Source organism: Lutibacter sp., assembly GCF_041596795.1.
In the GTDB taxonomy this organism is placed as follows: domain Bacteria; phylum Bacteroidota; class Bacteroidia; order Flavobacteriales; family Flavobacteriaceae; genus Lutibacter.
In genome coordinates this window covers 39,406-61,554 of sequence record NZ_JBFHHX010000001.1, presented here as the reverse complement: position 1 = coordinate 61,554, position 22,149 = coordinate 39,406, and the positions used below count along the sequence as shown (strand labels likewise).

Here is a 22,149-nt window from a genome sequence, read left to right as displayed (position 1 = left end):
TAAAGATTAAAATAAGAATAAATGATTCCTAAGTTGAAATTTAACAAAGTACTGTTAATAGTAGTTGCTATTGTTTTCGCAATAGGTAGTTCAAATGCTCAAAGTTATACGCCAGACAAAAAGGTGCTATATAAAGTAGTAGAAGGAGATAGTCTATACCTTCATGTGTTTGAAACAAAACAATATAAAAAACCTACAGCAGCAATTGTTTTCTTTTTTGGAGGGGGATGGGCAGGAGGTCACCCTAAACAATTTTTTCAACAAAGTGAATACTTATCTTCAAGAGGAATCTTAGCAATTTCAGCAGAATATAGAGTTAGAAATGTTCATAGAACTACACCTTTTGATTGTGTAGAAGATGCAAAATCAGCAATTAGATGGGTTCGAGAACACGCCAAAGAATTAAATGTAGATCCAAACAAAATTGTAGCTTCAGGAGGTTCAGCCGGAGGGCATATTGCAATTGCAACAGCAATAATTAATGGGTTAGAAAACGCAAATGAAAATATTGAAATTTCTTCTGTGCCAAATGCAGTTGTTGCATACAATCCGGTTCTTGATACTACAGAAAAAGGTTATGGTGTAAAAAAAGTAGCTGGACGTGAAACTGAAATTTCACCTTGCCATCAAGTTAAACCTAATTTACCACCAATGTTAATATTTCATGGGAACAAAGATAAAACGGTTCCTTATGAGAATGCTGAGCGTTTTACTTCATTAATGCAAAAAGCAGGGAACAATTGTGAGTTGGTAACTGTTGCTAATGTTGGGCACGGTTTTTTTAACGGTCATTTTTTTAGAAAACAAGGAGACGATTATTTTAATTTGTGTATGTATGATACGGATGTGTTTTTGAAAGAATTAGGTTATTTAAAAGGAAAACCAACTATTTCTAGGAAGTTAATAAAAATTGCTTGTATTGGAGACAGCAATACACAAATTGGTTACCCAAGTGAATTACAAAATAAAATGGGAGCTAAATATGAAGTTGAAAATTACGGTAAAGGTGGAGCAACTATCATTGATGGAAGTTTGTATCCGTATTTTTCAACAAGCCAATACAAAGCTTCTTTAAAGTATAATCCTGATGCAGCACTATTAATGTTTGGTACTAATGATGCAAATCCTAAATGGTGTTTAGATCCAAATCGTAAAACTGATTTTAAAGGAACTCCACAAGAAGAATTTAAAGAAGGTTATTTAAAATTGATTGAAGCTTTTAGAAAGAAAAATGCTGAAGTAAAAATATATATTTTAAATACATTGCCTGTTTGGCCTGAAAAGAAACCAAATCATCCAACAATAAAAGAACGTGCAGAGCAATTAAATAATTGGGTTTTACCATTGATTAAAGAAATTGCTTTGGAGCAAAATTTACCATTTATTAATATTCATAAATTAATGAAAAAAGGTGCTAAGTTTTCTAAAGATGGAGTACATTTGAATGAGAAAGGTTATAAGATATTAGCTAAAAAAATTGCGAAAGAAATCAAATAAGAATTTCTGAAAGAAATTAATTGTAAAGTGAAAATTTCACGTATAAATAAACGATATATATTAATTGCATTGGTAATTTCCGTTATTGCTGGTGGAGTATATAAATTTAATATGGATAAAAAGAATAAGCCTATGTTATTGAATAATGAAAAATTCTCAACTTATGGAGATGACATTAATTTTATGCAAAAGTATACCTCAATTGTTGAATTGTCTGATGAATCGGGTGAGAGTAGTATCGCCGTAGCTCCAGAATTACAAGGACGCGTAATGACAAGTACAGCATTTGGAAAAAACGGTAGAAGTTATGGATGGATTAACAAAGATCTTTTTAAATCTGAAGAAATTTTAGAACATATTAACGCCTTTGGAGGTGAAGAGCGTTTTTGGTTAGGTCCAGAAGGAGGGCAATATTCAATATTTTTTAAAGAAGGATCAGCGTTTAATTTAGATAATTGGTATACTCCAAAACTATTAGATTTAGAGCCTTTTAATATTAAAAGTAAGTCTTCAAATAAGGTAGTATTTACAAAAAAAGCATCACTTGTAAATTTTTCAAATTTTAAATTCGATTTTGATATTCAGCGCGAAGTTAGTGTATTGTCTAAAGAAGATATTTTAAAAGAGTTTAACATTTCTTCTTTAGGTGAAGCAAAAGCAATAGCTTATAAAACAACCAATATACTTACAAATACTGGTGAAAATTGGGAGAAAGAAACAGGACTTTTATCAATTTGGATGTTGGGTATGTTTAATCCTTCTCCAAATACAACTATTATTGTTCCTTATGTTTCTGGCTCTGAAGCTGAACTTGGAATTCCTGTAAACGATACTTATTTTGGGAAAATTCCTTCAGAACGTTTAGTTGTAAAAGAAGATGTAATTTATTTTAGTGGTGATGGTAATTTCCGAAGTAAAATTGGACTTTCACCTATGTGAGCAAAAGATTTTTTAGGTTCTTATGATTCTAAGAATAATATTTTAACCATTTTAAAATATAATAAACCAGATGCTGTAAAAGAATACGTGAATTCAATGTGGGAAATACAAAAAGAACCTTACGTTGGAGATGTTGTAAACTCTTATAATGATGGAGCTCCGGCACCTGGAGAAAAAGCGCTAGGACCTTTTTATGAGTTAGAATCTTCATCACCAGCATTAGAATTAAAAAAGGGAGAACAAGGTATACACATTCAATTTACTTGTCATATAGAAGGAGATATTGAATCTCTAGAACCTATTTTAATGCAAGTATTTGGAATTTCTATTGATGATGTAAAAACAGCATTTAACTAGAAAATAAACCGAAGAAAGGATATCAATTAGAAGACTTTAATTTTTATTAAAGTCAGCAACCCTCATGTTTTTCTTATTGTTTTTTTTAGCTGTAATTATTCTCTAGGTTTAATAGTTGATACTTTATACTTAATGGGTAATAATTTATAAAAAAACTTTTTTTTTTTAACTACTCTTACTTTGTGAATAAGTGATTCTGGTTTGAGTGTAAAACCAATTCAAAGTTTTAAGTTTTTAAGATGTGGAATTTGAGTTGTAAAACTATAATTTACTTTATTGTTTTACAACTCAAATTTCACATTAGAAAATTCTTTTAAAGAGTTAAAAAATAGATTAAATAATGAAGAGATTTTCTCAATTAGGGAAGTTAAGTTTAATTGGAATTATTGCTTTGCTGTTAAGCGCTTGTAATGAAAACAAAGATGAAAGTTATTTAAAACTTTGGTACAATACTCCTGCAGCAGATTGGAACGAAGCATTGCCAATTGGTAACGGGCGAATTGGTGCAATGGTTTATGGGATTCCTGAGGAAGAAAACATTCAATTGAATGAAGAAACACTTTGGTCTGGAGGTCCTCATAGAAATGATAATCCAGAAGCTAAAGAAATTTTAAATGAAATTCGCCAATTGTTATTTGACGGTAAATATGAGGAAGCTCATAATTTGGCTAATAAAAAAATAATTTCGCAAACTTCAGCTGGTATGAATTATGAAACAGTTGGTAATTTACGACTTCAGTTTAATGGTCATAAAAACTATTCTAATTATTATCGTGAGTTAGACATTGAGAATGCAGTTTCAAAAACATCGTATGTTGTTGATGGAGTAACCTATACCAGAGAAGTATTTACTTCTTTCACAGATCAGGTGTTGGTAATAAAACTTACTGCTAGTGAAAAAGGAAAAATTAGCTTTTCTGCTGGTATGGATAGACCTAAACCTGCTGTTGTAAGTGTGGTAACCGAAGGTGAAGATGTTTTGAAAATGACAGGAACAAGTGCCGATACTAAAAGTAAAAGAACTCCTAAAAGCACAAAACCAATAAAAGGTAGTGTAAAATTTGAATCAAGGTTAAAAGTTGTTCCTACAGGAGGTTCATTATCATCTTCAGAAAATAAATTAAAATTAGAAAATGCCGATAGCGCAATTTTATTTGTATCAATTGCAACCAATTTTGTTAATTATTTAGATGTTAGTGCAAATGAACATAAACGAGCTGTAGATTATTTAATAAATGCTGAAAAGAAAAGCTATACACAATTAAAATCTGATCACTCAACATTTTACCAAAAATATTTCAATAGAGTATCGCTAGATTTAGGAGTAACAGATTCAATAAATAATTCAACCGATGTTAGAATTAAGCAATTTAGTAAAAGTAACGATCCTGCTTTAGCTGCTTTATACTTTCAGTTTGGTCGATACTTGTTAATTTCTTCTTCGCAACCAGGTGGGCAACCAGGTAACTTACAAGGAATTTGGTGTAAAGATCTTACGCCACCTTGGAAAAGTGCATATACTGTAAATATTAATACCGAAATGAATTATTGGCCTGCAGAGCCAACCAACCTAAGTGAAACTCATCAACCGTTGATTGAATTGGTAAAAGAGCTTTCAATTGCAGGCCAAAAAACAGCTAAAGATATGTATGGGGCAGATGGTTGGGTTTGCCATCATAATACAGATTTATGGAGAATTACTGGTCCTGTAGATGGTGCAACTTGGGGAATGTGGCCAAGTGGAGGTTTGTGGTTAAGTCAGCATTTATGGGAAAAATACTTGTATAATGGAGATAAAGAATATTTAAGATCGGTTTACCCTGCAATGAAAGGTTCTGCTGAGTTTTGTTTAAGTTTTTTAACTCCTGAACCAGAAAATGGATGGTTAATTTTTACGCCATCTACTTCTCCAGAAAACAGACCAGCTCATTATCCAAAAATGGTAAATATAGCTTATGGAGCAACTATGGATAATCAATTAATATTCGATATGTTGACCAAAACAGCTGAAGCGGCTAAAATTTTAGGTAAAGATTCAAGTTTAATTGAAAAAATTGAAGCAACAATTCCAAAGCTAGTACCAAATCAAATTGGTCAACATGGGCAAATTCAAGAATGGATTAAAGATTGGGATGATCCTGAAGATAAGCATCGTCATATTTCACAATTGTATGCAATGCATCCTTCTAATCAATTCTCACCATTTCGTACACCAGAGTTAGCTGAAGCAACTAGAAATGTATTAATTTATAGAGGAGATCCTTCAACAGGATGGTCTATGAATTGGAAAATAAATCAATGGGCTCGTTTATTAGATGGAAATCATGCTTATAAAATGATGACAGACCAAATTAAATTAGTAGGTAAACCAGATTCACCAAAAAGTGGAGGAACTTATACCAATATGCTAGATGCGCATCCACCTTTTCAAATTGATGGAAACTTTGGTTTTACGGCTGGTTTAACAGAAATGATGATGCAAAGTCATGATGGCGCTATTCATTTAATTCCTGCATTGCCAGATGTTTGGAAATCAGGAAGTGTAACAGGGTTGCGAGCACGTGGAGGTTTTGAAGTTGAATCATTAGAATGGAAAAATGGCGAAGTGGTAAAAGCTGTTATTAAATCTAATTTGGGAGGAAACTTAAGAATTCGTTCATATTCTGAATTAATACTTGAAAGCGGTGATTTATTAAATCCTGCAGAGGGCGAAAATACAAACCCATTTTATCAAGTGCCAAGTATACAAAAACCGTTAATTTCAGATAAAGCAAAATTAAAAGGGTTTAAAGTTAAAAATACCTATTTGTACGACATTGAGACTGAAAAAGGACAAGAAATAATTCTATTAAAAAAATAATAAAAGTGAACAACATGATAATTAAATCTTATTTTAAAACATTGCTAATTGGAGTTGTATTAATGCTTAGCTCTAATTTGCAATCTCAAGTTTTAGTAAATTCAATAAAAGAATTAGTACCGTATTTAGATGATGATAATGTCCATGTTAAAATGGCTCCAGGAGTTTACAATATAACTGCCGAGGATGTTAAAAAAGGAATGTATCCTAAAGAGTCAAACATTAAACGTATTTGTAAAGTGTTATTGTTGTTTGAAGGAAATAATAGTACTTATGATTTTACAGGAGTTACCATTAATGTAGAAACTGCTGTATTTAGATCTTTTGGTAATTTTAGAGTTAATGAAATTCAAATTTTAGGAAATAACAATGTGCTTAAAAACTTAACATTGGTAGATGTTGGTTCTGTTCATGATGGTCCAACTGTTGGAGCACTAAATCTTTGTATGGATGGTAGAGAAAATAGAATTGAAGGATTCCATGTAACTGCAAAAGGTTCATTCCCGTACGGTTATGGAGACGCTTTTGGTAAAGGAGGAAATTCGGTTATTAATCATCAAAAACATAGTGCTTGTTTAATTCGTGGTGAATCAAACCATCTTAAAAACTCAACCTTTATTCACAGAAGTTACGGTCATTGTATTTTTATGCAAGCTGCAAATAATCCTTTAATTGAAGGTTGCTACGTAGAAGGTGAAGTTAGAAAAACTGATGATATGTTAGCTGAAGAAGGAACCGGATCACCAGCTGATAAAGTTGGATTTAAAACAGTTTGGGGTTACAAACTTCCAAAAGGTTATATGATGAGTACTGGTGAAGCTGGAATTAGAGCATACAATGCAGGTGAAACTTATATAGATGGTGAGTTTTTTAGAAGAGGAACTTCAAACCCAACAGTTATAAATTGTACTGTAAAATATATGAGAACAGGTGTAACCATAGCTCACGCAACAGGAAAAAAATATGTAGAAAACTGTACAGCTATGGGTTGTGAAAACGGATTTTCTTTAGGTTCAGGGGAAGTAGTTGGTTGTAGAGCAGATGTTACCCACGGACCAGCTTACTCTTCAACGTATTCAAGTGATGTAGCTTACAATGCTGATATAACAATTATTTCATCTAAAGAACCATATTGTAATGGATCAGGAAGTGTAGCTTATATTGGTGGAAGTAAGCATAAAATAACACTTCGAGGTTCAAATCAAGGAGTTGAACATGGGTTAAAAATAAAAGTAGGTGGAGATAAAAATAACATTCGATTATTACAAGGAAATTTACCAAATCAAAATAATTTTAAAGGATGGGATTTTGAAATTAATAACCTAACAAATTTCCCTTTGTTTTTATCTGAAAAAAGTTCAGGTGTTAAAGGGCAATCTTTAGGTCTAATTTCTGATTTAGGAAATCAAAATAAAGTGAAAAAATAAAGAATGAAGAGTAAAAGAATTATATTTTTCGTATTAAGTGTGTTTATATTGTCTTCATTCAAAGAAGACAGTATAAAAATTTATCATAATGGTTGGATTGATTTTAATAAGAATGGTGTAAAAGATGTTTATGAAGATTCTAAAGCTAATATTAATGACAGAGTAACAAATTTAGTTTCGTTAATGAATATTAATGAAAAAACTTGTCAAATGGCTACATTGTATGGTTTTGCTCGTGTTTTAGAAGATGAATTACCTACATTAGAATGGAAAAATAGAGTTTGGAAAGATGGTATAGCTAATATTGACGAACACTTAAATACAATTTGGAATCAAGAAAAAACACATACATCATTATCTTATCCTTACAGTACACATGCCGAAGCGATAAATAAAGTTCAAAAATGGTTTGTAGAAGAAACTAGATTAGGAATACCAGTAGACTTTACAAATGAAGGTGTACATGGGTTATGTCATAAAAAAGCAACATCATTGCCTGCACCTATTGGTATTGGAAGTACTTGGAATAAAAAATTGGTGCATAAAGCTGGAACTATAGTAGGGCGAGAAGCTAAAGCTTTAGGATATACAAATATTTATGCGCCAATATTAGATGTTGCACGAGATCAACGTTGGGGAAGAGTATTAGAATGCTATGGTGAAGAACCGTTTCATATTGCAGAAATGGGTAAACAAATGGTATTAGGAATTCAATCTCAAGGTGTAGCGTCTATATTAAAACATTTTGCTGTCTATAGTATTCCTAAAGGAGCAAGAGATGGTGATGCTCGTACAGATCCTCACGTAGCACCAAGAGAAATGCATCAATTACACTTGTATCCTTTTAAACGTGTAATAAAGGAAACAAAACCTATGGGAATTATGAGTAGTTATAATGATTATGATGGTGTTCCTGTAACAGCTAGTTCATACTTTTTAACAGAATTGCTTAGAGAAAAATATGGTTTTAATGGATATGTTGTTTCAGATAGTGAAGCGGTAGAGTATGTTTCAGAAAAACATCATGTTGCTAAAGATTATAAAGAAGCAGTTAGACAAGTTGTAGAAGCTGGTTTAAATGTTCGTACTACATTCAGAACTCCAGAATCTTTTATAGAACCTTTACGAGCGTTAATTCATGAAGGAAAAATATCTATGAAAACTTTAGATCTAAGAGTTGCTGAAGTTTTAAAGGTAAAGTTTCGATTAGGATTATTCGATAATCCTTACGTTGAAAATCCTAAAGAGTCAGATAAATTAGTGCATACGAAAGCAGATGAAGATTTCTCAAAACAGATTAACCGAGAATCGTTAGTACTTTTAAAAAATGAAAATAATTTACTGCCTTTAAATGTAAATACTTATAAAAATATATTAGTTACAGGACCATTAGCAGATGAGGTTAGTTTTACTTATAGTCGTTACGGACCAGCTAGCAATCCATCTACTTCAGTTTATCAAGGAATTAAAAACTATGTAAAGGATAGAGCTTATGTAAGTTATGTGAAAGGGTGCGATGTTGTAGATGCAAATTGGCCTGAAAGCGAAATTATACCAATACCGCTTTCAAAAGAAGAAGAAAAAAGTATTGCTCAAGCTGTAGAACAAGCTAAAAAATCTGATATTATAATTGCAGTAGTTGGTGAAGGTGATGAACAGGTTGGAGAAACCAAATCTAGAACTAGTTTGGGGCTTTCAGGTAGACAGTTTCAATTAGTTCAGGCATTATATAAAACAGGTAAACCTGTAGTTTTAGTTTTAATAAACGGTCAGCCGTTAACCATTAATTGGGAGAATAAGTTTTTACCAGCTATTTTAGAGGCTTGGTTCCCTAGTGCATCTGCAGGTGAAATTATTGCCGGAACTCTATTTGGAGATTACAATCCTGGAGGAAAGTTGAGTGTTACTTTTCCAAAATCGGTAGGGCAAATCCCAATAAATTTTCCATACAAGCCAGGTTCCCATGCAGGTCAACCAGGAAAAGGACCAAATGGATCTGGAAATACACGTGTTTTAGGTGCTCTTTACCCTTTTGGATATGGTTTAAGTTATACTTCTTTTAAGTATAACAATTTGTTAGTTAAACAAAAAACAAAAAATTCTCAAAGTAATATAGAAGTGTCTTTTGATATTAAAAATACAGGTGAAATAGCTGGAGACGAGGTAGTTCAATTGTATTTAAAAGATAAAGTAAGTAGTGTTACAACCTATGAGTCACAGCTGCGAGGATTTGAACGTGTTCATCTTTTACCTGGTGAAATTAAAACTATTCATTTTGTATTAAAACCAGAAGATTTAGAGATTCTAGATAAAAATATGAATTGGACTGTAGAGCCTGGAACATTTGAAGTTTTAATAGGAAGTTCATCTGTAGATATTCGCTTGAAAGAAGAGTTTAATGTTTTTTAAAAAGACTTTTCTAATAGTTTTAGATTAAAAAAAATGTAAATGATACAATTATTTTAACCAACATATTACAATGAAAAAAACATTTAGTTTATTACTCATGAGTTTATTTGTAAGTCTTAGTATTTCACAAAACCCAGTTTTTACACATGTATTTACTGCAGACCCTTCACCACACGTTTGGCCAGATGATGATCGACTTTGGGTTTATACAAGTCATGATGAACCAGGTTCTAACAATCATTATGGTATGACAGGCTATCATGCATTTTCCACAACAGATTTGGTTAATTGGACAGACCATGGTAGAATTTTACATTTAGAAAATGTAGATTGGGCTGAAAGCCATGCATGGGCAATGGATGCAGCATTTTATAGAGGTAAATACTATCTTGTTTATTGTATGAAAGAAGCTGGTATAGGGCTTTTTAGAACAGGAATTGCGCGTAGCGATTCTCCTGAAGGTCCGTTTACAGATTTAGGTTATGTTAAAGGAGTGGAATTTGGACAAGATCCAGCAATTTTTATAGATGATGATGGAACTCCATATTTGTTTTGGGGACACGATAAAAAATGTTTTGCAGCTGAATTGAACGATGATTTAATGTCTATAAAACCTGAAACCTATGTGAATTTAACATCTCAGTTAACTCACGTTTTTGAAGGCCCTTGGGTACATAAGCGCAATGGAAAGTATTATTTAACATATCCTGGTTTAACACCTCGTAGATGGCCAGAAAAAATGTTTTATGCAGTAGCTGATAAACCTTTAGGTCCGTATGAATTTAAAGGTTGTTTTATTGATGATTTTGAAGGTCAAAGCGGAACCAATCATGGAGGCGTAGTAAATTACAAAGGTAAAGATATTATGTTCTATCATAGCGCTTGGTTATCTGGAGGTTTAAGTGAAACACGAAGTGTAATGGCTGATTATTTAAAATACAATAAAGATGGGAATATACTTCCAATTATTCCATCAAAAAAAGGTTTGGGTATTGCTAAAAAAACTAAAACTACACTTTTATTAGAAGCTGAAAATGGTTTTGCAGCTGGAGGTAATTTATACAATGTAATTGTTGATACTTGGATGAAAGGATATAGTGGAAAAGGTTACGTTACAAATTTCGATAACCCGTATGACCATGTGTCAATTCTAGCTCAAGTAGCAAAACCTTCAAAATATAGATTTAAGGTACGGTATGCTTCACCTGACGGAGAATCTAACCATGATGTTTTAATCAATAGTCATAAATATAGAGAGTTTCTATTTCCACAATCAAAAGAATTTACTGAAATAGATTTTGGTATTGTGGAACTAAAAGAAGGAGATAATCTAATTCGCATATTTACTAGTGACTGGAAACCTTCAAAAGGAGAATTTGCAGTTGACTATATAAAATTAGAACAAGTACTAGAAGAGTAATACTGTAATTATTTTTCTATAAAAAGGAATTCAAAACAAATAAGAAAGTTAAATCATATACATAATGAAGTGTTTCAAACAAAATTTAATGGTTATTTCGGTTGCTCTAGCTTTGTTAATAAGCGGATGTCAATCTAAATTTAAGCATACTATAGAAAAATCCGAAAATTCTGTTACAATTTATCAAGATAGTACCATCATAAATATTGAAGTTGTTAATGAATCAATCATTCACGTTCAAAAAACATTAAGTGGTAACAAGTCATCTACTATTCCAGATTATGTAACCATTATAAAACCTCAAAATGTTAAGTGGAGTATAGAAGAAAGTGAAAATGAACTTGCAATAAGTACAGCATTAATAAAAGTACTTGTAAATAGTGATGGTACAATTTTTTACAGATCAAAACAAGGGAATCAATTACTAAGAGAAACCAATAAACAAACATTTATAAAATCAAAAACTGAAGGTGAGCATACTGTTTCACAGGGATTTGTAGCTGGTGACGAAGGTTTGTACGGTTTAGGTCAGTTTCAAAGTGGTATTATGAATTGGAAAAACGTACCAATTCGTTTACAGCAATACAATCAAGAAATAGCAATTCCATTTTTAGTTTCAACGAAAGGATATGGAATTTATTGGCACAATTATAGTTTAACAGATTTTAATAATCCTGAAAATGAAATTCAGTTTACATCAACTAATAAAGTTAAAACAAAAAATAGCAGTAAAGAAACTGTTTTAGATGGTGAAAAAGAAGATGTTGCTGCTCATATTACTAAAGATAAAGTAGAGAATAATATTAGAGAAACAACTTTTATACCTACTAAAACTGGAGAATATACTTTTATGGCATTGAGTGATAACAATGGGAGAATGAGAGGTGAAATTAATGTAAATATTGGAGGAGATGATATAATTAATTATTCAACAATTTGGATGCCAAGAAGATATTCAGGAAAAAAACATTTAGAGGCGGGAAAAGAATATAAAGTGGTTTTTAAAAATACAGGAGCAAAAATACCAGGGAAACTTTTTTATAATGAACCAGATTACAATAAAACTGTTTTTAGTAGTATAGCAGGTAACACTATAGATTATTATTTTATTGAAGGGAATAATCCAAGTGAAATAATTTCCAACTATCAAGTATTAACAGGAAAAGCTCCAATGTTTGCAAAAAGTGCTTATGGATTTTGGCAATGTAGAGAACGTTATCATAACCAAAAAGAGCTAATAGAAAATGCTAGAGAAATGAGAAAGAGAGAAATTCCTTTCGATAACATTGTTCAAGATTGGTTTTATTGGCCAAACGGAACTAAAGGTCCAGAATGGGATAGAGCTAAATATCCAAATCCTGAGGCTATGGCTAAGGAATTAAAAGATTTAAATTTAAAGCTAATGGTTTCTGTATGGCCAGAGGTAAAGAATAAAAAATTAGAGGAAAAGTATCATCTAACAAAAATAAAAAGCAGCAATTATATTGATGTTTATGATAAAGGTGTAAGTGAACGTTTTTATAAAATGTTAAGCGATTCTATGTTCCATAAAGGAGTTAGCTCAATTTGGTTAGATGGAACAGAGCCAGAAGGAGTTAAAGATACAAGTGTAAATACAGCTGTTGGACCTTATGTTGAGGTTCAAAATCCATATTCTTTGGAGGTAACTAGAACCATGTATGAGGGTAGAAGAAATGAATTTCCAAACGAACGAGTTTTTAATTTAACACGTTCGGCCTATGCAGGTCAACAACGTTATGGAGCAACATCTTGGTCTGGAGATGTTGAAGCTTCGTGGGAGCAATTATCAGAACAAATTCCTGCAGGGCTTAATTTTACAATGGCGGGTGTACCTTATTGGACACACGATATTGGAGGTTTTTTTAGAGATTCAAAATCTATAAACCCGATATACGATAACCAATATACAAACCATGAGTACAAAGAATTGTTAACACGTTGGTTTCAGTTTGGAACTTTTAGCCCAATATTTAGAATTCACGGTTATGTTTCCGAAACAGAAATATGGAGATATGGTTCAGAATTTGAAAGCACGGCTCGTAAATTTATAGATTTACGATATAAGCTAATGCCATATATTTATTCAGAAGCTTGGAAAATTACCAATAAAAGTAGTTTACTAATGTCTCCATTGGTATATCAATATCCAAATGATAAAAATACATGGAATATTAAAGATCAATTCTTTTTTGGAGAATCTATAATGGTATGTTCAGTAACAGAATATAAGCAAAGAGAAAAAGAAATATACTTGCCAAAAGGAGAATGGTATAACTTCTGGACAGATGAAAGAATAAATGGAAATAGTAAAATTACTGTAAACACACCGTTAAACAGTATACCAATTTTTGTAAAAGCAGGTAGTATAATTCCAATGGGACCAAAAGTTCAATACGCAACTCAAAAAACAAATGAACCTACGCTAATTAAAGTTTATCCAGGCAAAGATACTGAGTTTGTGTTGTATTTAGATGACAATGAATCATATGATTATGAAAAAGGAGTGTTTTCAGAAATTAGATTTTCATATTCAGATTCTACAAAAGAATTAAAAATAAATAAAGGTTCAGGGAATTACATTGACTTTAAAAAGTCTCCTATGAATTTTATTGTTGAAATGGTTGGAAACAATAAAAAAGAGGAAGTAATTTTTAAAGAAAAAGAACTAGTACTAAAATTTTGATACTTATTAATTAATGAAGGAAATAATTAACATAGCAGCACTATTAATTTTTGTGTTTCAATCATTTGTTTTTGCACAAAATTCGGAAGATATAGAGGTGTTAGAAACCTTAAATTATAAAAAAGATGTTGTTTATAAAGTTGTAGATGGAGTTAGTTTAGAAATGGATATTTACTATCCAGAACCTAACAAAATAAAAAACGAAAATCCTTGGATGCTTCATGTTCATGGTGGAGGTTGGGCTGGAGGAGATAGGTATAAAGTGTTTAGAAAACCTTTTTTAGGAACATTAAAATCTTTATTAGAAAATGGTGTAGTATGTATTACAATTGAATATAGAAGAGCTAGTAGAAATAGTGGTGGTACAACAGCTTTTGAAGCTGTGATAGATGCAAAAGATGCTGCAAGGTTTCTTTTAAAAAATGCTGAAAAATATAAGTTAGATAAAAAGAATTATGGCGTTTGGGGAGGTTCAGCAGGTGGCCATTTAAGTTTATTAACAGCGCTTGGGAAAAACTCTCGTTTTAAAGGAGATTCTCAACTGAGAAAGTATTCACCTAAATTTAAATGTATAGTATCTTACTTTCCAGTAACATCATTGTTAAATCCAGAGTTAGTTCCAGGTTCTCTTTTCGAAAAACAAGATTCGTACAATAGAATTTTAGGAGATAGTTTAAAAAACAAACTCAAACTAGCAAAGCTACTTAGTCCAACTAAACACTTAAAAAGAAAGAGTCCTCCAATTTTACTAATTCATGGCGATAAAGATGTAGTGTTACCAATAATTAACTCTACTTATATGATGGAGGTGGCACAAGAAAAAAATGCTGATGTAGAATTATTAACCATTAAAAATGCAGGACATAGTTTTAGTGGTGAAAATATTTCTCCGTCATTTGAAGAATTAAACCAATATTCAACAAATTTTATTCTTTCATATTTGAAGTAAGTGAATTAGCTAGTGTGTTAAAATCTATTAAGATTTTAGCTAAACAAGAAAAATAACTTTTGTTGGTTTAAAATCAGCTTAAAATACAATATGCAAACGCTCAATTATCTTTAGCAAATAATTGAGCTCTTTCTTTCTGTTTTGTCTGTAAAGAGAAATTATAAATAAAAAGTCAATTTAGAGTTAAGCTTAATTACCGATATAGCTTTCCCAATTCAGTTTTGAAACTGTTTATAGTTTATATTATTTGAACTATAAGTTATATACATGCATATATTAAAAATTTATTTTTGATAGTATTAAGTACAGTAAATTCTAAAAATAATAACTGAGTGAACTGATGCTTAAATTCAGAATAAATTAATAGTTAAAAATCATGAAAAAAAGAATACTTGCTTTACTTCTTTTAATATTTGTGGTAAAACCAATATTTTCTCAAGAGTATGAAGTTAAATCTCCCAATGAAGAGTTAACGCTTAATGTAAATGTTGCTCGTGGAATTTCATGGTATGTTAGCCTAAAAGGCGAAATAGTTATTGAAAAAGCTGAAATAGGAATTGATTTTTTGTCGGTTAAAGATTATGGTTTTAATTCAAAAATTAAGAAGCATACTATAGAGAAGATATCTAACATTATTTATTCTGGAGTTTCACACAAAGACTCAAAAATTAATGATGTATATGTTGAGTTAATATTAACTACCAAAGATAACTCGAAAATAAAATTTCGAGTTTATAACGATGGTGTTGCGTATCAATTTTTAGATAAGTTTAAAGGAAAACGAAAAATAGTTAATGAGCAAATGTCTTTAACTTTCCCTAAAGGAACTTCATCACTTTTTCCTCAAGAAGAATCGATGTATTCTCATAACGAACGAACGTATTTAAATAAACCTCTCGAAACAATTTCAAAAAATGATTTTTGTAGTCTTCCAGTACTTTTTAATACTGGTAATGCCAAAGTAGTTTTCACCGAAACGGCTCTTCATAACTATCCAGGAATGTTTGTAAAAGGAAATAACAACCTATCAACAGATGTGGTTTTTCCAAAATATCCATTAAAGATAATTCCAGATAAAGAAATGCCAGATCGTAATCAAACTATTACCGAGAAGGCAAATTATATAGCTGTAATTTCAGGTAGTTTAACTACACCTTGGAGAGTATTTGTAATTAGTGATGACGACCGTATTTTGGTAGAAAGTAATTTAACGTATCAACTAGCAAAACCACAAGCGATAGAAAATTCTAAATGGATAAAACCAGGTAAAGTTGCTTGGGATTGGTACAACGCTAACAATATTACGGGCGTAGATTTTAAATCAGGTTTAAATACCGCTACTTATAAATATTATATTGATTTCGCTTCAGAAAATAACATTGAGTATGTAATTCTTGATGAAGGATGGACAAAGTCAACTACAGAAATTCTAGAGTTCAATCCAGATATGGATGTGGCTGAATTAATTAGATATGGTAAAGAAAAAGGAGTTGAACTTATTTTATGGGTTCTATGGAAACCATTGGATGAGAATATGCATACCATTCTTGAAACGTATAAAAACTGGGGTGTAAAAGGAGTTAAGGTAGATTTTATGCAACGTAATGATCAATATATGGTTGAATCATACGAGCGAATTGCCAAAAAATGTGCTGAGTTTGAATTATTGGTTGATTTTCATGGTTCTTTTAAACCATCTGGTTTAAGAAGAATGTACCCGAATGTTGTGAATTATGAAGGAGTAAAAGGAAGTGAAAATAATAAATGGAGTGCAGATGCATCACCAAAACATAATGTTACTATACCATTTATTCGTATGGTTGCCGGGCCAATGGATTATACTCCAGGTGCAATGTCAAACGCTCATTTAGAAAATCATTTAATAAGTTTTGAGCGCCCAATGAGCGTTGGTACACGAGCTCATCAAGTAGCTATGTACGTAGTGTATGAAGCACCATTACAAATGATGTGCGAATCACCATCGAGATATTATAAAGAGCAAGAAACAGTTGATTTTATTGTGAAAATTCCTACAACTTGGGACGAAACAGAAGTGCTGCATGGTGCTGTAGGAGATTATATTGCTGTAGCTAGAAGAAAAAATAGCAGCTGGTTTATTGGAGCTATGACAGATAAATCTAGAGAATTAGACATTGATTTGTCATTTTTAGATAAAGGTGAATATATAATGAAAGTTTATAAAGATGGTATAAACGCGAACCGTTTTGCAGAAGATTATTTAATTGAAGAAATAGAAGTCAATAGAAATTCAAAAGTAGCTGCAAAAATGGTTTCTGGAGGTGGTTGGACTGCTATTATTTCAAAAAAATAGTAGAAAGCGTATAACCTTTTAGTTTTAAGAAATTCAAATTAAATTATTAAAAATAGGAGTAAATCAGTTCTCTAATACACACACCAATTATGAAGAATTCAGTAAGTATAATTTGTTTTAGTCTAATGTCAGCGTTCTCTGCATTAGGGCAGAAATGGTCACCCGATTTAGGAACAGGAAATTTTAAGAATCCTATAATTTATGCAGATTATTCTGATCCCGATGTAATTAGAGTAGGAGACGATTATTATATGGTTTCATCTAGTTTTAATTGTATGCCAGGTATTCCAATACTTCATTCAAAAGACTTAGTTAATTGGGAAATAATAAACCACGTTTATCAAAAATTACCTCTTCAAAAATATGATAAACCTGTTCACGGTCAAGGTTCTTGGGCGCCTTCAATTCGTTTTTACGAAGGTAAATTTTATGTGTATTTCTGTACACCTTACGATGGGTTATTTATGGCAACTACTGATGACCCTAAAAACGATTGGGAATTAACTCATGTAGTTGAAGTAGAGTATTGGGAAGATCCTTGTCCTATTTGGGATACTGATGGCAATGCTTATTTAGTTAGAAGTAAATTATGTGGTAACGAATTAATTCTACATAAAATGAGTTCCGATGGAAAAAAACTCTTGGATAATGGAACTGTAATTTACGATGATAAGGAAAAAGATCCAATTATTGAAGGTCCAAAATTCATTCAAAAAAATGGTTATTACTACATTTTAGCTCCAGCTGGTGGCGTAGCAACTGGTTGGCAAACTGTTTTACGTTCAAAAAACATTTATGGACCTTATGAAAGAAAAAATGTATTGCACCAAGGAAATACAGATATTAATGGGCCTCACCAAGGTGGGCTTGTAGAAACCAAAGAAGGCGAATGGTGGTTTGCTCATTTTCAAGAAAAGAAACCTACAGGTAGAATTGTGCATTTAAATCCTGTAGAATGGGTAGATGACTGGCCAATGATGGGAAAAGATATTAATAATGATGGAGTAGGTGAACCAGTTCTAGAGTATAAAAAACCACAGTTTAAAGGTAAATCTAAAATAAAAATTCCTCAAACAACAGATGATTTTAATTCTAGTAAATTAGGGTTGCAATGGCAATGGCAGGCCAATCCAAAAGATGAATGGTATTCGTTATCAGAAAATAAAGGTAGTATAAGGTTAAATGCAGTTCAAAACCTTACTCAACAAGGAAATTTATGGCTTACTCCTAATATATTGTTACAAAAGTTTCCTGCACCAACTTTCTCTGCAACTACAAAAATTGAGTTTAATCCTGATTTAAATGGTGAAGAAAGCGGATTAGTTATTATGGGGCGTAAATGGGCGTATGTAGCAATGGTAAAAGAAGATAATAAAGTTAAAGTAGCTATGTTTACCGGAGCAAATAATAAGTGTGATAAAGAAACTGAAGAAATAGAAAGCGTTCCTTTAGATACTAAAACTGTTTATTTAAGGGTAAATATAGATGCAGAACAATTTTGCCATTTTCAATATAGTTTAGATAATATTAGTTTTAAAAATATTGGTAAAGAATTTAGAGCAAAAGAAGGTGCTTGGATAGGTGCAAAAGTAGGGTTGTTTTGTACAAATCCTAACATGAATGAAAGTAATGGATTTGCCAATTTTGACTGGTTTAGAGTAGAATAAAAAGTATAATTAAATAAAATACAATATGTTAAAAAGAAATAGATTAAATAAATTATTGGTTAAATTGATTTTTCTTGTGTTAGTAACACAATTATTTTCTTGTTCACAATCTTCAAATTCTCAAAAGCCAAATGTAATTTTAATTCTTACTGATGATCAAGGGTATGGTGATTTATCAGCTCATGGAAATCCATTGTTAAAAACTCCTGAAATGGATAAGCTTTATGAGCAATCAGTTCGTTTTACAGATTTTCATGTAGCGCCAATGTGTACTCCAACTCGAAGTCAATTATTGTCAGGTTATGATGCCATGCGAAACGGAGCAACTGCAGTTTGTCAAGGACGTTCTATGTTAAGAAGCGATATGAAAATAATGCCACAATATTTTGCTGAAGCTGGTTATGCAACTGGTTTATTTGGTAAATGGCATTTGGGAGATAGTTATCCATACAGACCTAGATTTAGAGGTTTTCAAGAAGTTATTTCGTTTAGAGCTTTTGGAATTACTTCGCTAGCTGATTATTGGGGAAATACCTATTTCGATCCAGTTTTTATGCACAATGGAGTTGATAAAAAATATGAAGGTTATTGTACAGATATATTTTTTAATGAAGCAATGTCTTGGATGAAAAAATGTAAAGATGAGAAAAAACCATTCTTTTTATACCTTCCAACCAATACACCTCATGAACCAGATATTGTTGCTGAAAAATATGCTGAACCTTATAAAGGACTTTTCGATGGAAAAACTATAAATGAAAATTTTTATGGGATGATTGCCAATCTTGACGAAAATATTGGAAAGCTAGAGAAATTTTTAAAAGAAAATAATCTACGTGAAAATACTATTTTAATTTTCATGTCAGACAATGGTACGCAAAGCAAACATGCACAGGCAATTTATAATGCAGGAATGCGTGGTAAAAAGAAAAGTGTTTATGAAGGAGGTCATCGAGTTCCGTTATTTGTTCGTTGGATTGATGGAAAACTTCAACATGGAACAGATATTTCAGAATTAACGCAAGTTCAAGATTTATTACCAACCTTAATAGATTTGTGTGGCTTAGAATCTAATGATACTAAATTTGATGGTACAAGTTTAGCAGGTTTATTAAAAGAAGGAAAAAAACTAGAAGATAGAAAGTTTGTAATACAATATAATATTAGTGGTGAAAAATGGGATCCAGCTGTAGTTCTATGGAAAAAATGGAGATTGGCAAATAAAAATGAGTTGTACAATATTGAAACAGATCCTGCTCAAACAAATAATGTGATAACAAAATTTCCTGAGATTTCAAGAGAAATGGAAGCACATTACAATAACTGGTATAAAGACGTGAAACCAGAATTTGAGGTTAAGAGAGACATAATTATTGGTTCTGAAAAAGCAAATCCATTAATGTTGTATGCTAGTGATTGGGATGGAGATTATTGCGACAATCCTGGCCGCTTAATAAGAGCAAATGGGAATGGTTTTTGGGATTTAATTGTAGAAAATGAAGGAACTTATGAAATAGAATTATTTCGTTGGTCTGAAGAATCTCAAAAACCGCTAATCGATTCATATGATGGAATCTCAGAAAAAGGTATTAAGCCAATAGTTAAAGCACAATTAATAGTTGGAGATTTTAATGAAACTGTTTTAACCAAACCAGAAGATAAATCAGTAAAGTTTAAGTTAAAACTAAATGCAGGAAATACAACCTTAAAAAGTAATCTTTTTGATAAAGACAACAATATTTTATGTGGAGCTATGTATGTAAAGGTTACAAGATTAACTAATCAAATATAAAATGAAATCGATTTATATACAGATACTATTTTTTTTAACAGTAACAATAATATACTCTCAGGATAGACCAAATGTAATTTTTGTGATGCCTGATGATATCAGTCATAATTCATTTTCTTATTATAAAAATAATGGACCGCAAACACCAAATATAGATAAGCTTGCAGATGAAAGTGTTCAATTAACAGATTTTCATGTTTCTCCAAGTTGCTCACCAACTAGAGCGGCTCTTTTAACAGGTAGGCCAAGTGATGTAGTAGGTGTTTGGCATACTATTAATGGTAGAAATATGATGAGGGCTGATGAAATTACAATGGCCGATATTTTTAAGCTAAATGGTTATGCAACAGGCTTGTTTTTTAAATGGCATTTGGGCGATAATTATCCTTTTAGACCTAAAGATAGAGGATTTGAAAATGTGGCTTGGATAAAAGGAGGAGGAACGGGACAGCAACCAGATTACTGGGGAAATACCAATAATAAAGCATCAATTTGGGTAAATGATAATTTAGTAGAAATGACAGATGAAGATGATGGAATTGAAGGCGCATTTACTACTAATTTCTTTTTCAATCGAGCATTTGAATTTATGGAAGAAAATATTAATAAAGGAAAACCTTTTTTTACATATTTACCTTTAGCTACTGCACATGCGCCACACGTAATGCCTCCAGACACACGTGAAGGCATAAATGCTAAAACTGCAACTATTGAAAATATTGATAAGAATATGGGACGGTTAATACAATTTCTAGAGGATAAGGGAATTGCAGATAATACCATACTTATTTTTACAACAGATAATGGTGGAGACACATATTTACGTGGAGGAAAAGGTTCTAATTATGATGGTGGTACTAGAGTTCCGTGTTTTATTAGATGGCCAAATGGTGGTTTAGGCGAAGGAAGAAAGATTGAACCACTAACAGCTCATATAGATTGGTTGCCAACTTTTATGGATATTTTAAATTTTAAAGATGTTCCAAATAGACCGCAAAAATTAAAAACTAGAGGTAAAAGTTTTAAATCGTTTTTAGATGAAGATCCATTAAACAATCCAATTGAATATAAAAATAGAGCAGTTACTATTAATGATATGTGGACTGAGTTTCCTGAAAAGTATAAAAAACTTTCAGTAAAAAAAGATATTTGGAAAGACCATAAAATAATTAATAAATGGCGCTTAATTAGAAATAAATCAAACTCTGATTGGGAATTGTACGATGTTCTTGTTGATGAAAAACAAAAGAATAATTTAATTAACAATCCAGCAAATAATGGTATTATTTCAGAATTAAAAAATGAATATGAAAATTGGTGGAAACTTGTTGAAGAACGTTCAAATGAGTATGCAAGAATAATTCTTGGAAGCAAACAAGAACCTGAAACAGATCTTCACGCAATGGATTTTCATGGAACCATAATTTGGGAACAAAATGCTGTAAAAAAAGGTGCTAAAGGAAGTGGTTTTATTGCCGTAGAGTTTGAAAAAACTGGAGATTACCAATTTGATTTACGTCGTTGGCCTAAAGAAATTGAAAATGAAACTACATTAACTTCTGCAGGAGAAGGCGTTGCACTTCCAATTTCAAGTGCTAGAGTTAAAATATGGAATGGAGATAAGGTTTATGCAGATGAAACAAAAAAAGTCAACCCTAATGCTGATGGAGTTAAGTTTAACTTGAAGAATTTACCAAAAGGTCCAGCATTTATTCAAACATGGTTTTACAATTCATCTGGAGAAATGGAGGGAGCAGTATATTACAACTATGTTAAATTAAACGAATAAAATATAT

The 22,149-nt window shown here is 31.5% G+C and carries 11 protein-coding genes and 1 pseudogene; all 12 read left to right on the top strand.

Going from position 1 to position 22,149, the window contains the following annotated elements; genetic code table 11:
• Positions 1–21 precede the first annotated feature (21 nt).
• Positions 22–1,497 carry a GDSL-type esterase/lipase family protein gene (locus ABY298_RS00205; protein WP_372743959.1) on the top strand — a complete coding sequence of 492 codons (1,476 nt, stop codon included), beginning with the start codon at positions 22–24 and terminating at the stop codon, positions 1,495–1,497.
• Positions 1,498–1,608: 111 nt separating this feature from the next.
• Positions 1,609–2,793, top strand: a pseudogene (locus ABY298_RS00200) (DUF6786 family protein).
• A gap of 340 nt (positions 2,794–3,133) precedes the next feature.
• Entirely contained in the window at positions 3,134–5,653 is a 2,520-nt protein-coding gene (locus ABY298_RS00195) for a glycoside hydrolase N-terminal domain-containing protein (protein ID WP_372743958.1), read from the top strand.
• A 14-nt stretch (positions 5,654–5,667) separates the two neighbouring features.
• The gene (locus ABY298_RS00190) at positions 5,668–7,080 is read left to right on the top strand and encodes a hypothetical protein (protein ID WP_372743957.1); all 1,413 of its coding nucleotides are present in this window, start codon (positions 5,668–5,670) and stop codon (positions 7,078–7,080) included.
• 3 nt (positions 7,081–7,083) lie between these two features.
• Positions 7,084–9,489, top strand: coding sequence for a glycoside hydrolase family 3 N-terminal domain-containing protein (locus ABY298_RS00185; protein WP_372743956.1), 2,406 nt, complete (start codon positions 7,084–7,086; stop codon positions 9,487–9,489).
• Between the two features lie 70 nt (positions 9,490–9,559).
• Positions 9,560–10,909 carry a family 43 glycosylhydrolase gene (locus ABY298_RS00180; protein WP_372743955.1) on the top strand — a complete coding sequence of 450 codons (1,350 nt, stop codon included), beginning with the start codon at positions 9,560–9,562 and terminating at the stop codon, positions 10,907–10,909.
• Between the two features lie 64 nt (positions 10,910–10,973).
• On the top strand, positions 10,974–13,613 hold the full coding sequence (locus tag ABY298_RS00175; protein WP_372743954.1) for a TIM-barrel domain-containing protein: 2,640 nt from the start codon (positions 10,974–10,976) through the stop codon (positions 13,611–13,613).
• 13 nt (positions 13,614–13,626) lie between these two features.
• Complete coding sequence (locus tag ABY298_RS00170; RefSeq protein WP_372743953.1) at positions 13,627–14,562, top strand: prolyl oligopeptidase family serine peptidase; 936 nt, start codon at positions 13,627–13,629, stop codon at positions 14,560–14,562.
• 376 nt (positions 14,563–14,938) lie between these two features.
• Positions 14,939–16,894: a glycoside hydrolase family 97 protein gene (locus tag ABY298_RS00165; RefSeq protein ID WP_372743952.1), complete on the top strand. Its 1,956-nt coding sequence runs from the start codon at positions 14,939–14,941 to the stop codon at positions 16,892–16,894.
• An 89-nt stretch (positions 16,895–16,983) separates the two neighbouring features.
• Positions 16,984–18,561: a glycoside hydrolase 43 family protein gene (locus ABY298_RS00160; protein ID WP_372743951.1), complete on the top strand. Its 1,578-nt coding sequence runs from the start codon at positions 16,984–16,986 to the stop codon at positions 18,559–18,561.
• A gap of 25 nt (positions 18,562–18,586) precedes the next feature.
• Complete coding sequence (locus ABY298_RS00155) at positions 18,587–20,353, top strand: arylsulfatase (RefSeq protein WP_372743950.1); 1,767 nt, start codon at positions 18,587–18,589, stop codon at positions 20,351–20,353.
• A 1-nt stretch (position 20,354) separates the two neighbouring features.
• Positions 20,355–22,142, top strand: coding sequence for a sulfatase-like hydrolase/transferase (locus tag ABY298_RS00150; protein ID WP_372743949.1), 1,788 nt, complete (start codon positions 20,355–20,357; stop codon positions 22,140–22,142).
• The last annotated feature ends 7 nt before the right edge of the window (positions 22,143–22,149 follow it).